Below are 12,960 nucleotides of genomic sequence, written 5' to 3' on the forward strand. Positions count from 1 at the left end.
TAACAACACGGTAATACGTAGGGGCATCGACCCCGTTTGAAGTAAAGATTCCGATCAGATGAGATTTGATTATAGATGGATTTGTTTTTGAGAAGGTCGCTATATAAAGCTTCAATTCGGATATGAAGGGATACCAGATGATAAGTTATAAACCATTTCAAAAATTATTGATTGACAGGGAAATCAAGAAGCAGGATTTATTGAAGATGACGGGGATTTCATCGGCAACGATGGCAAAACTTAATACGAATGAGTATGTATCGTTAGAAGTAATCGATAAATTATGTACGGCATTGGGATGTCAGCCCGGAGATCTATTGGAGCATATAGTAGATCCGAAACCAAGTTAAAGAAGAAAATAATAAGTTAGTCAATCAGAGAATCGATTCCGCCGTATAACATTATATTCAAACTATGGCTCTTAACGAAGCCATAGTCTGCTGGAGGTGTATTTTATGGAAGCGCTTCAGCATACATATTTAAAAACGCTGAACGTCGTGAGTACAGGAACGTTTTGTGAGATTATCGCTAATGTTAAAAGCAAGGAGGAATAACGGTGAGTCGAAGGCAAACTTTAGCTAGATTTAGAATCAATCTTAAATGTTTTCCAAGAGATAACCCGAATGTTGGTTTCGAGTGGTGATTACAGAAACGTTATCGTAAAGCTTAGTGAAGGTGTATTTATAAATGATCAAAATCCGATAATTGGAGGTTACTTATGAGAGCATTCACTGTAGAAGCAGTTTTTATTGATCGTGATGGAACGATCGGTGGTTCAGATGAAGTCCTTTACCCGGGGGAATTTGAATTGTTTCCGTACACTAAAAAATCTATGGCAAAATTAAAAACACTTGGAATTAAACTGTACGGATTTACGAATCAGCCCGGTATTTCAAGAGGTGAAGCTACAAAAGAAGCATTTGTAAGAGAAATGATAGAATTTGGCTTTGATAATGTTTTTATATGTCCGCATCAACATACTGAGAGATGTGAGTGCCGTAAACCGAACCCAGGAATGTTACTTGACGCTGCTAAGAAAAACAATTTAGATTTAAGTAAATGTATTGTAATTGGGGATCGATGGTCTGATATTTTAGCAGGTCATCATGCTGGATGCAAAAAGATATTAGTTTTGACTGGAGCAGGGAATGAAGCTTTAAATAAATACAGACATAAATGGTCAAACACAGAAGCGGATTTTATTGCAAGTGATTTCAAAGAAGCAGTTAATTATATTATTAGTCTGGAAGGAACGATTGAAGCGGGCCTAAGGTAGCAACTAACTAAGATAAGATATATTTTAAAAAAATAAATATAACAGGAGGAATTAGCATGAAATTTATTGTTTCTGCTAGCGTTCTCAATGAACATAATGAGATTTTACTCATGAAAGGTCGAAGAGGCTGGGAAATGCCTCAAGGTTGTGTTGAAGAAGGAGAGACTATAAGGGAGGCAGCAGTTCGAGAAGTGAAAGAGGAAACAGGGATTGACATTGAATTAATTAAATTTTGTGGTTTGTATCAGAACATAACGCGTGGCGTATGCAACAATATATTTACTGGAAAACCGATTGGTGGAGCTTTAACTACCAGTGATGAAAGTGAAGAGGTGGGCTACTTTACTTTAGAAGAAGCTGGGCAAATGATAACATGGGGGAATTTCTATGAAAGAATTCATAATGCATTAGATGAGAAAAGCCATCCTTTTTTGATTGAATTTTCAGAATAAGGTCACTCATTATGGTAGACTCCACCTTAAAGCCGCTCCTATCTTGGTTGGTGATGTTCTAGACAAACACCATTCGACCCAAGATCGGGGCGCTTTTTATATGCTTGTACCTTCGTAACTCAGGTTTAATTGCGCTAGTTTTCTAATCAAAATACAGATATGAGAGTAGTTTAATATAAGGAGCAGCCCGAGAATACAGGTTGCTTCTTTTTTTGCTTTTACACTTCGCAAATGGAACATTGTGGGTTATATTGGATATGATTTGGTTCTATAGTAGAGAAATGGAGAGGTGGTCAACCTTGGATGAAAATGTACGCTTTCCGATAGGAAACTTTGAGCCAAGTCTTAAATTCTCTAATGAGGACCGCATCCACATCATTGGTCAAATTCCCGGAATTACGAAGACCTTAAGAGAGATTACACAACATCTCAATGATGATCAACTTTGTACTCCTTATCGTGATGGCGGTTGGACGATCACACAGATTGTGCACCACCTTGCTGACAATGACATGAACGCTTATATCAGATTTAAGAGAGCCTTGACTGAAGATGAACCGATGGCAAGCTCATATCGAGAAGATTTATGGGCATCATTACATGATTACAGGAATACGCCCATCGAAGATTCAATTTTGTTGATGGAGATACTGCACAAGCGATTTCTCACGTTGTTGTATGGTTTACATGCCGATCAGTTTAGACGAAAACTCCGAACAGAAGTGTTAGGTACAATTTCATTGGATATTGCTCTACAAAGATTTGTATGGCACGGGCAGCATCATATTGCTCAAATTAAATCTTTTATAACATCGCAGAGGTGGTAGGGTTTTATACATCTCAAGTGTGGAGGTAACATATGTGTAAAAGTGAATTGAATTTCTAATGAGGAGCCTTGGTCTGCTACTATCAATCACCTAGGATCTGTATGTAAACGGATTCAGAACTAGATGAGTGACTGCACTTGAGATATAAAATCAAATAGAAGTAAATCTTGATTAGGGAGATACAAATGTTAATTGAAGATGAAAAAGTATACCCTGATTGCGCAGTTGAAATAAGAACTGTCGACGTTGGCGGTTTAACAAAACCACAGCTTATACAGAAACTGGACCAACACTCTATTTTATTGAATAGATATGGAGAACAGTTGTTATATGATGAAAGATTTATAGTTTCCAGTACAAAGCAAAGTTTGCAAACGGTTGAGTTGACCGTCAGACAACTTGGATTTTCGGATGGTGCTACGACTTTTCAGCTCTTTCGAAGAGCAAATGATCTTGGGTTAGAATGTTGTCCGGTTGAGTTAGGACCTTATCTAAGAATGCAATATTTGGATCAGCCCGAGATATGTTCTACCAATATTTCAGAGGGTAACAAAGCTCCGTCCGGCTCTATTACTGTAGCATCTGAAGCCCTTGCGGTGGATAACGATTTTCCAAAAGGTTTTTATCTCAGACGAATAAGCGACACGTTATGGTTACGAGGATATCTTGCCGACCATTTGCATATTTGGAGCCCTCATGATCGCTTTATCTTCTGTAGGGCTCAGCTTTCTATTGTATGAAGATCAGAAAGGTATTTTTGAAAGCAAAGGAGTGAAGGACCAATGGATATCAAAAACAAAAGCGGAGATGTGCTTGGAAAAATTCAAATTGAATCCTTACGCAATGATAATGCGATTGACCGGATCGTCATTGACTTAAAGCCTGGTGAAGGGAAGGCGATATACACCGCAGATGTTACAGAGAACCAATTCACGCAACAGACCAATTATGCAGCTATTCCATGGGAAGACGGTTTGGAACAATTGCAGAAACATTATTCTCCATGGCAGCCGAAATTTCCGATTGATTCTGATATAGATGCCATTCATGTATTTTATGGATTTGATAATTTAACTCCGCAAGAAATTGATGAAATGATTGAAGAAAGTAACAGGTCACGTAGAGATGTAGTGATACGAGACCTGAAGCCCAATAAGAAGGTTGTGGGCATCGGCATCACGTATAAAGAATACGGTGGTTATAAATTTAATATTTTCGGGACAACAAAAAGCCGGATCACATTGCCTGATCATGGTGGTACTACGGTTAAACAAGCAGCCATACGTGGCGTCGAAGCATTTTATATTTTCGATGACCAAACTTCCCAATTGATATGGATCGAAGAGGATGTGCATGGGAAGGCGCTGCAATACGAGATCATTGGCAGAAACATGTCAGAAGATCTTGTGATGAAGATTGCGAAGTCAATGAACGGATAAATGATGATATTAATCTGAGTGAGGTGCAGCGATGAGTTACAAAGCTATTCTCATAGACCAATTAAACGCCTGTTATCATGACAAGAGCTGGTTTATACCGCTGCATGATATTTTGACAGACCTCAATGCGGCGGAAGCCTCTTATGTAAAGAATGAGGGGGAGCACTCCATTTGGGCGATCGTCAATCATCTTATTTTCTGGAATGAGAAGTGGCTTGAGAGATATATTGCCGAACAGGTCGACGGGCAGAATTCAGTGAATAATGAGGATACATTCGACATAGATCCGTCTAACTTGAATGATGTGGAATGGCGCAAGGCATTACATAGACTGAAAACCGTCTTTAGTGATTGGAACAGGGCACTCGAAGATAGTGAAGAACATAAATTGACCCGTGAAATCCCTTCCTATTTTAACGCGCCATGGTGGGGAGTTGTATCAAATCTATGTATTCATAATGCCTATCATATTGGCCAGATCATGCTGCTCAAAAAATCAATGAAACACACGTAGTACACGCTGTATTACATTTATGAAATTATACTTAAGCAAAGGAAGATGACTATCATGGAAAAAGGCAAAATTATATTTTTGAACGGTGTAACCAGCTCTGGTAAAACTTCAATTGTAGAGGCGATGCAATCATACGATGATCCGTTTTTCTATGTTGTGGCTAATGATTTATTTGAAAATACGATCGGTGATAAACATCTACAGACGGATTACTGGAAGTATCTGAGTGAAGCAATTGTAATGATGTATCATACGGCAAAAGTATTTTCAGACCATGGCAAGCATGTTCTGATCGATGGCATTCTTGTGGAAAGACCGGAGCTCGCGCCGCATTATGAACAAGTTAAACAGATTTTTAAAGGGTATCCACTGGATATTGTGGAACTGCACTGTCCCCTCGACATCTGTCGTCAGCGTAACATTGAGCGTGGTGATCGCAGAGAAGACCAATCGGATGAACAGCATCGAATCATGGCCCAAAACATCAACTATAGCTATTCAATTGATACAAGTATGAACACACCGGAAGAATGTGCAGAGAAGATTATTGCAGCGCTGTTCTAAACACAACGTTATGGGAGTTGGTGACCATTCGTTCCGCATACTGGAGGTATTTTCTATATGTTGTTGAGCATAAATTGAACGTGCTGATCGAATGTTGGCAAGAAGGTCTCTATGTGCAAGGTTTAATTCATGATATATCCAAGTTCTTTCCGCAAGAATTTATTCCCTATGCAATTCATTTTTATTCACAATAGAAGGATGAAGACACCCATCTAAGATGGAAGAACGCATGGCTACATCACCAAAACCATAACAAACATCATTGGGAGTATTGGATTGTAAATAGGAATACAAAAGAAGCTCTGCCCATGCCTAAGAAATATCTGATAGAAATGGTATGTGATTGGAGGTCTTTCTCAAGAAAATGGGGACGTAAAGTGAAAGATTCTAATCTGGTAGAACGAATGATACATTCACAAGATATTATTTTACATCCAGTGACGAGAGAACAGCTTGAACAGTTATTTATTAGAAAGGATGAGAAGTTCATATGATCATTTGAAGCAGAGCGTTATTGCAAATAAAGATACTCGATACCGTGATAATTAAGCAAAAAGCTGAATTCCGAAACTGTGGAGGTTATGATGACCATTCATACGATTGAATTAACTCAGGAAAATCTGATTGGTTCTTTTACCAATGAGGTAACCCCCATTTTGAGCGTGAAATCTGGTGATTCCATTCGTTTTCAGACGCTAGATGCGGGCTGGGGAACAGGTGTGAGTTATGTGGAACGCATGAAACCTTTTGATCGACAAGGTGAAAAAGATGGAGGTCATGCCTTAATCGGTCCGATCTATATCGATGAGGCGAAGCAAGGGCAGACGTTGGAGATTGTTTTCAATGAGATCGTACCCGGGAGTTACGGGTTTACTTCCGCTGGCGGATATCCGAACTGGCAGAACCAGAAGTTACATCTAACAGAGGTTGAAGAACTGTCGCTGAATTGGACACTTGATCGCCAAACGATGAATGGAACCTGTGAAATAAAAGGAAAGTCCTTCACTGTATCTCTCTCGCCGTTTATGGGTGTAGTGGGCATGCCGCCAGAGTCGGGTGGAATTCATACGACTTGGCCGCCTCGCTACTGTGGAGGGAACATCGACTGTAAGGAACTGGTGCAGGGAAGTAAATTATATTTACCTATCCCCGTAGACGGAGGTTATCTCGCGATTGGTGATGGTCATGCACGGCAGGGAGACGGTGAAGTCAGCTGTCAGGCCATTGAATGTCCAATGGAGGTTGTTGATGTCACGCTTAATGTGATTGATGATATGATTTTGACCAATCCTCGTGCACATACGCCGTCCGGCTGGATTACCTTCGGGTTTCATGAAGATCTTAATGAGGCTACGGTTCAAGCATTAGACGGGATGCTCAATCTGATGGGTGAGTTGTACGGACTAGATCGAGTGGAAGCGATTGCACTTGGAAGCGCGGTAATTGACCTGCGTATCACCCAAATTGTGAATGGTGTTAAGGGTGTGCATGCTGTCCTTCCACATGATGCCTTTAAGTAACTTGAGGCTTGTTATACGTCGCATTAGATGTTTTTATTTTTCCACAGAAGAACAGGAGGGAATATATGAGTGATCCGCGTTCAACATACAGTATCCAAACGGCAGTGTTAAGTTTACAAGAGGAATTAGAGAGGTTAAAGATACAGGCGGTAATGGGGTGGTCCAAAGAATTTCGAAATCTAGAGTGGTATGGTTTGAAAAATGGAATGCGTGTATTGGAGGTTGGAAGCGGACCAGGTTACATTACAGAGCAACTATTGAACAGTCTGCCGGACAGCGAGCTTACCTCTCTTGAGATTGATCGTTCACTGCAAGCACAAGCCAAAGAACGGCTGAAAGATATTCCTTCCACGCGATTACAATTTGTAGAGTCTTCCATCTACCAGATGGATCTGCCTGATGATTCTTTTGATTTTGTCGTGGCAAGACTGATCTTTCTTCACTTGAACAATCCTGACGAAGCTGCACAAGAGATATATCGTGTACTGAAGCCTGGCGGCCGTCTTGCCATTATTGATGTGGATGACGGCGTTTTTGGAGCAGTGAATCCTGATGTTCCTGCTTTGCATACGGTATTAATGAAAATTTCGGACTATGTAGCACAACACGGTGGTAATCGTTTAATTGGCAGAAGTCTGCCGCGTCTCCTTTCTGAGAGCGGATACATCGATGTTGACATTGATTCTGTCCTTCAACATAGTGATCTGTTAGGCATAGAAGGGTTTAAGCATCAGTTTAATCTTAATCGTTTTGTACATTTTGCTGAAAAAGGTGTGATCAGTTCGGAGGAATTTGCTCAGCTGCAACAAGCCTCTGAAGCGATAAATCATTCGCCGGAAGCCTATGCCATGATGAATTTCATTACAGCTTGCGGGACGAAGCCATTGACATAGCTGGGTTGAAACTAATTAGGGACGGAGGATGGGGATGAATATCGTTCAATCTTTTCAGGAATTAGTAGTTCGAGGGGATCATCAGGGTATGATTGAGTTACTGAAAAACTTCGAACAATCCAGGAAATTGTCTGTCCATGAACGAGGCTGGGTCTACTGGAATATTTCAGATGGTTATGCCTTGTTAAGGGAGCCGGAACTGCTTTATGCCAATCACCGGCAATTCTTCAAATGGGGGAAAGAAAATCTCGCCCCGGAGCAGTTACACTGGATTGTTTCGGATTCAACACAAGCGTTGTCATTATCTCTGGGAAACTACTTTGATGATTGGATTGATTGGTACCAATATGCTTGCGAGTATGCCCCGAAGTTGGATACCAACCGAGGTGTTCGATTCGAGAGCCATCGGGCTTTGGGTGGTTCGCTTTGGGTTTTGGAGAGATACAGTGAAATGGACAGTGTGCTTGAAAATATGAACCAACTCATACAAGAAGATGAGTCATGGTCCAATATTCTTTTTGCCCGGATTACATACAACAAACAACGTCTGACTAGGCTTTATCATGCGGGTGACGTTGCTGGAGTCCAAGCTCTTGTGAACGAAACGATGGACTGGATTGAGGACATCAATATTGGAGCAATGCCGATTTCAAGAAAAGATGAAGTGGTCGGCAGCTGGGAGGATATTAATGTCTCCAGAAATTCGCAGAGAGATATCAACATTGCGTTAAACAATTTGGCCTGTATTTTAACGGATATCGAAAGGTATGAGGAAAGTGTGAAATTGTTTATGCAGATACAGGAACGGGGTCACCACGTGAATGCATATGGTTTTTCCAAATGTATATATTCGATCTGGAAGACAAGAGGGGCTGAGGCAGTTAAAGATGCATTAGCAGATAATGCATCTTATGAAATAGTGGACCTTGTGAGAAATACTCCTGAACTATTAGAGATCAAAGGTTTAGCATAAATTAATTGAAGTTGGCAGAAGTTTGCACAACAACGTGAAAGGAGTGATGTGATATGAGAAACAATACGAATCTGAGTAGAAGAAATAAAGTTGCCAAAGGTGTTTTTGTCTAGCGCAGAGGACCCAAGAAAGGGTTCCGAGGGATTCCTCTGTGTAATTTTCACGAGGAGGAATTTCAATTTATGATTCATTTAAAACGTGTATCGGTGGATAATTGGTATGCATGTACTCAACTGAATGTAACGGAAGAACAGAAAAAAAGTTTTCCCGCGCCGGTTGTATATTGGATTGCTGAATCCAAAGTAGTGGAAGACTTTCAACCCATGACCATCTATTTTGATTCGGATCTGGTTGGTTTTGCTGTGTACTCAGATAAGCCGGATCATGAGGACAACTACTGGCTTCTTGCTCTAATGGTAGATACAAAATATCAGGGCAGAGGTTATGGAAGAGAAGCGCTTAGGAAGTTGATTGATCTAATGAAAGAATTGTTTAATTGCAAAAGCATCATGATTGGACACAGGCCGGAAAATCGTATCGCCGGGAATCTGTATGAATCACTTAGTTTTCAGAGAGTAAGTGAAGGGCTGATTGATGGCGAAGTCGTTCGGCTTCTAACATGCAAGTAGTGCCAAAACATACGCGATTTGGATTATAAAGGAGGTAGCTTGTCTTTGAAGCATGTACACATTATTTTCTCATTACTCTTTATCATGTTAGGAATTGTGATTATTACGATCTCAAAAATGATTGAAGAGGTGATTCCCAAGCTAGGGTATGCAGCATTCCAGTCAGCAGCAGCTGGCAGTTATGATTCGAGTGCTTATCAAGTGGATTTGGTACTGAATTATTGGATAGCCGCGATATGCATTTTGGGTGGAGTTATCTGTTTATTAGCTAGAATGAATTGGGTTCAGAACTACATTCGTGAAATGAATATAAGAAACAGAGCGTTTGATGAAACTCATAATTATGACGACACAAGAGAACTGAAATAGGTTATGATATGACATAAAAAAAGAAGGGGCGGATATACATGATTACATTCCAATACTTTGAACCGGAAGATTTTGATCAACTGATCGAATGGAGTGGGGATGAAGCATTTTTGCTCCAGTGGGCCGGCCCTCAGTTCCAATATCCACTTTCCAGAGAGCAGCTATCGGATTATTTGCATGGTGCCAATGATAAGAACACTTCAAACAAGTTCATTTATAAAGTGATGGATGAATCAACTCAGGAGATTGTGGGACATATTGCTCTTGGCGGGATTGATCGATATAATCGTTCAGGGCGTATCGGTAAGGTGCTTCTTGGTAAGCCATACCAGGGTAAAGGTTATGGAAAGCAAATGATCAATGAGGCACTTCGAATTGGATTTGAAGAGGAGAAGTTGCACCGGATCAGTCTGGGCGTATTTGATTTTAATGTCTCAGCCATCCGATGTTATGAAAAAGCGGGCTTTGTACAAGAAGGACTTATTCGTGATGCGAGAAGATATGAAGATACATTCTGGAATCTAATCGAGATGAGCATATTAGAAAACGAATGGAAGAAATGACTTCTCAAAAGGACTCATCATACTTGAGAGGAGGGTTACCCTCTCGTCATGCTGAACATACTGAAAAAGCTGACTTTTTGGTTTGTTATTTTCTCGCTAACCGTATGTTTCATTAATCTATCAGGAAACGATGATAAGAATATTCTGATTTACCTAACGAATCCTATAAATCCGTTGCTGAATGACTGGTTGACCAAAATAAATACAAATCCAGAGACGAACTCATTGTTCAGGCCGTTAATATACTTGTTCCATTTGATTTTTTGGGGCGGAGTGGGGTTCATCCTGGATCGCCTCATTATGAAGCTAAACCGTAAAGGGTAGAAACAACGACGTGTACGAAATTTAAATGGGGATGTTCACCTGTCATCTGAATGATAGGCGAACATCCCCTTAATTACTTGCTTCCTGGTTTATTTCAATGATCCCCGTATCAATAAATTCCTTCACAGGCACACCGTTGCTAGCGAGTAACAGGGTCTCCATCATTTTGGCACCCCAGACTCCTTCATTCTGCGAAATAACGGCAGACAATTGACCGTTGAGCAACCCGTTTTCACTGGTCGGGCTATCACCGAACGCGATTAAATGCCGGTTAAGGCCTTTTGCTTTCCAGATCAGGGTAGAAGCAGAGACAGAAACAAAATCGAGCCCGATAATCGCATTGAAGTGAGGGTGAGCTTGAATCATGTTCTCCATATCGGACATGGCTTGATCTTCATTCCCTTGATGATAACGAACTTCCAAGATTTCGATGTCTGTTTCACTGCGGATATAATCAATGAATCCATTAAGCCGCTGTTGCAAACCTTGCATCTCCTCCAAACCATTCTCGACAAGAATCATGCCTTGATTATGCAGAAGTCTTGTAGTTGTCATCGCGAATTGCTGGCCGGTACGATAGTTATCGGCGCCCACATAAGCGATTCGGTGACTGGATGGAACATCTGACTCAAATGTAATGACCGGAATACCCGCAGCTTGGGCTGCATCAATAACGGGGGTAAGTGCAGCAGCATCCACAGGCGATATAGCGATTCCGTCCACATGCTGTTTGATCATATTCTCCATGATACGGATCTGTTGTTCGGTGTTGGCCTCATCAGGTGCGTTTACAATTAACGTGATATTGTGTTTCCCTGCATACTCCGTTGCATCCTTCGTGATCATCTCATAGGTTGGATACGTCATTGGATAAATAATACCGAAAGTTTTGCTCGCTGCAGATTTCTCTACAGGTGAAGTTGCAGGAAGTGTTGCAGCCATTTGTTGTGGACGAATGTGTGCCGAACCGGATGAAATGATCATCGGGAACAGCAGTATTAGTGTAAGTAAAAGTGCAAATCTGGCTTTATTCATACATGGGCTCTTTTCTCATATCTGATGGTCTGGCTTGCGATTCCTCGGTTCCTTGAGTTCGGTATTCTCTTGGTGTAAAACCTGTTGTTTTCTTAAATATATTGGAAAAATAGTGAGAGTCGTTGTAACCAACTTTATAAGCAATCTCAAAGGTTTTGTTGTTGGTTGTTTTCAGCAACTCCTTGGCTTTACCGATTCGAATCTGGGTTAGATACTCCGTTATCGTTTGACCGGTTTCCTGACTGAAAATCTTGCTTAGATGACTTGGACTGATTCTGACGTGTGCAGAAATCATCTTCAACGAGACCTGTTCGTTATTGTATTCACGGGATACATAGGCTTTCACCTGATCAATAACATCACTGTATTTTCCGGAGCACGCGGCTCTTCTCTGCCATAACAGGTTAAGCAGGGAACACAGATACTGGGTACAATCCTCCCAGCACGTGATCTTCCGGATCGTCTGCTGCAGGGAAGTAATATTCTCATCCGAATGGTCACTCATGCGGAACAGCTGATTCGCAAGCCGAAACGACTCCAGCGTAAGATCATTCAACAGATAGAAGCCATACGAGGAGGACTTCCAGTCGAAGGACTGTAATGGAGCGGCAAACTCCTGCACAAAATGGTCACGCAGATTGGGGCTGCCGATTTTGAGAAATTCAAGAAACGAATTCCTGTCGAGAAAAAGAGTTGTTTGCTCATCCAGGTTAATTTCACGTAGAGAAGCTCTGTTCTGAAGGGTGAGCCGGTTAATATATTTATCCTCCTCCGCTTCCAGATACGAGACATGAATTCCTTGCAGACGTTCCTGCTGACTGCCAATGCCCAGAATAATATTACATTTGAACGTATGCTCAAGCTCCATACGAACCCGCCCGCGAAGCTGCTCCAGATATACGGATATGTTGTCATCGGAGTGATACTTGAGCAGAAGCACCAACTCGGTCCGGCTTCGAATATAAGGAAGAAGTTCGACGTGGGGATCACGAGTTTCCTCCAGTATGGGAAGCAGCTTCTTCATCAGGGATTCCGGGTCCCGGGAGTCATCTGTTAATCGAACGTCGATAATGACAATTGTATAATACCGGGCCGAGAGTGGAAGTGAGAGTTGTTTGGCTGATTCAATCGCATCGGTTGTACCGATGAGTCCTCCGCACAGATCGGCCAGCAGTTTTTCTTTGGTGATCGTCCGGTTTGTCATGCGTTGATGTTCTTCATCCATTTGTTTGCTGACCTTATGAAGCATTTGGATTAGCTCTGCTGCACTAATGGGCTTTAGACAGTACTCGGTCACACCAAGTCGGATAGCCTCCTGGGCATAACTGAATTCATCATGACCGCTCATGATAATGATTTTGATATCAGGTTGTTGAGTGCGAACGATGGAGGTCAGTTCCAATCCGTTCATAAATGGCATTTTGATATCTGTAATCAGAATATCCGGAGCCCATTCATGAATTAGTGGTAACGCAAGTTCGCCGTCGGGTGCATCCCCGCAATAGTGAAAACCTTCCTTTTCCCAATCAATGCAGCTGCGTATATTCTCCCGAATTCCAATTTCGTCATCCACAATCATCAC

16 protein-coding genes and 1 pseudogene are annotated in these 12,960 nt (G+C 41.4%); 15 read left to right on the forward strand and 2 right to left on the reverse strand.

Going from position 1 to position 12,960, the window contains the following annotated elements; translation table 11 throughout:
- Positions 1-137 precede the first annotated feature (137 nt).
- The 15 genes and pseudogenes from BS614_RS15825 to BS614_RS15895 all read left to right on the forward strand — a co-directional run bounded on the left by BS614_RS15825 (position 138) and on the right by BS614_RS15895 (position 10,019).
- Entirely contained in the window at positions 138-350 is a 213-nt protein-coding gene (locus BS614_RS15825; RefSeq protein WP_074094652.1) for a helix-turn-helix domain-containing protein, read from the forward strand.
- A 368-nt stretch (positions 351-718) separates the two neighbouring features.
- Complete coding sequence (locus BS614_RS15830) at positions 719-1,276, forward strand: HAD-IIIA family hydrolase (protein WP_074094653.1); 558 nt, start codon at positions 719-721, stop codon at positions 1,274-1,276.
- A 56-nt stretch (positions 1,277-1,332) separates the two neighbouring features.
- Entirely contained in the window at positions 1,333-1,728 is a 396-nt protein-coding gene (locus tag BS614_RS15835) for an NUDIX hydrolase (protein ID WP_074094654.1), read from the forward strand.
- A 299-nt stretch (positions 1,729-2,027) separates the two neighbouring features.
- Positions 2,028-2,555, forward strand: a complete 528-nt coding sequence (locus tag BS614_RS15840) for a YfiT family bacillithiol transferase (RefSeq protein ID WP_244898323.1) — start codon at positions 2,028-2,030, stop codon at positions 2,553-2,555.
- Between the two features lie 185 nt (positions 2,556-2,740).
- Entirely contained in the window at positions 2,741-3,295 is a 555-nt protein-coding gene (locus BS614_RS15845) for a helicase (RefSeq protein WP_074094655.1), read from the forward strand.
- A gap of 42 nt (positions 3,296-3,337) precedes the next feature.
- On the forward strand, positions 3,338-3,994 hold the full coding sequence (locus BS614_RS15850; RefSeq protein ID WP_074094656.1) for a DUF4367 domain-containing protein: 657 nt from the start codon (positions 3,338-3,340) through the stop codon (positions 3,992-3,994).
- 31 nt (positions 3,995-4,025) lie between these two features.
- The gene (locus BS614_RS15855; RefSeq protein WP_074094657.1) at positions 4,026-4,508 is read left to right on the forward strand and encodes a DinB family protein; all 483 of its coding nucleotides are present in this window, start codon (positions 4,026-4,028) and stop codon (positions 4,506-4,508) included.
- 54 nt (positions 4,509-4,562) lie between these two features.
- The gene (locus tag BS614_RS15860; protein ID WP_074094658.1) at positions 4,563-5,072 is read left to right on the forward strand and encodes a phosphotransferase-like protein; all 510 of its coding nucleotides are present in this window, start codon (positions 4,563-4,565) and stop codon (positions 5,070-5,072) included.
- Positions 5,039-5,566: pseudogene (locus tag BS614_RS32145) on the forward strand (DUF5662 family protein). The gene BS614_RS15860 and the pseudogene BS614_RS32145 overlap by 34 nt, the downstream one beginning before the upstream one ends.
- A 90-nt stretch (positions 5,567-5,656) precedes the next feature.
- Entirely contained in the window at positions 5,657-6,592 is a 936-nt protein-coding gene (locus BS614_RS15870) for an acetamidase/formamidase family protein (protein WP_074094659.1), read from the forward strand.
- 65 nt (positions 6,593-6,657) lie between these two features.
- The gene (locus BS614_RS15875; protein ID WP_074094660.1) at positions 6,658-7,485 is read left to right on the forward strand and encodes a methyltransferase domain-containing protein; all 828 of its coding nucleotides are present in this window, start codon (positions 6,658-6,660) and stop codon (positions 7,483-7,485) included.
- 34 nt (positions 7,486-7,519) lie between these two features.
- Positions 7,520-8,458 carry a hypothetical protein gene (locus tag BS614_RS15880; RefSeq protein ID WP_074094661.1) on the forward strand — a complete coding sequence of 313 codons (939 nt, stop codon included), beginning with the start codon at positions 7,520-7,522 and terminating at the stop codon, positions 8,456-8,458.
- A 182-nt stretch (positions 8,459-8,640) separates the two neighbouring features.
- Positions 8,641-9,087, forward strand: coding sequence for a GNAT family N-acetyltransferase (locus BS614_RS15885; RefSeq protein WP_074094662.1), 447 nt, complete (start codon positions 8,641-8,643; stop codon positions 9,085-9,087).
- Between the two features lie 45 nt (positions 9,088-9,132).
- Positions 9,133-9,456, forward strand: coding sequence for a hypothetical protein (locus BS614_RS15890; RefSeq protein ID WP_074094663.1), 324 nt, complete (start codon positions 9,133-9,135; stop codon positions 9,454-9,456).
- 38 nt (positions 9,457-9,494) lie between these two features.
- Positions 9,495-10,019 carry a GNAT family N-acetyltransferase gene (locus BS614_RS15895; protein ID WP_074094664.1) on the forward strand — a complete coding sequence of 175 codons (525 nt, stop codon included), beginning with the start codon at positions 9,495-9,497 and terminating at the stop codon, positions 10,017-10,019.
- Positions 10,020-10,412: 393 nt separating this feature from the next.
- On the opposite strand, the gene BS614_RS15905 is transcribed toward BS614_RS15895, so the two are convergent.
- Together BS614_RS15905 and BS614_RS15910 are read right to left on the reverse strand one after the other, a co-directional pair.
- Positions 10,413-11,378, reverse strand: a complete 966-nt coding sequence (locus tag BS614_RS15905) for a sugar ABC transporter substrate-binding protein (RefSeq protein WP_074094666.1) — start codon at positions 11,376-11,378, stop codon at positions 10,413-10,415.
- Complete coding sequence (locus BS614_RS15910) at positions 11,371-12,960, reverse strand: response regulator (protein WP_244898339.1); 1,590 nt, start codon at positions 12,958-12,960, stop codon at positions 11,371-11,373. Before BS614_RS15910 ends, BS614_RS15905 begins: the two co-directional genes overlap by 8 nt.

The sequence above is a fragment of the Paenibacillus xylanexedens genome (assembly GCF_001908275.1).
Classification (GTDB): domain Bacteria; phylum Bacillota; class Bacilli; order Paenibacillales; family Paenibacillaceae; genus Paenibacillus; species Paenibacillus xylanexedens_A.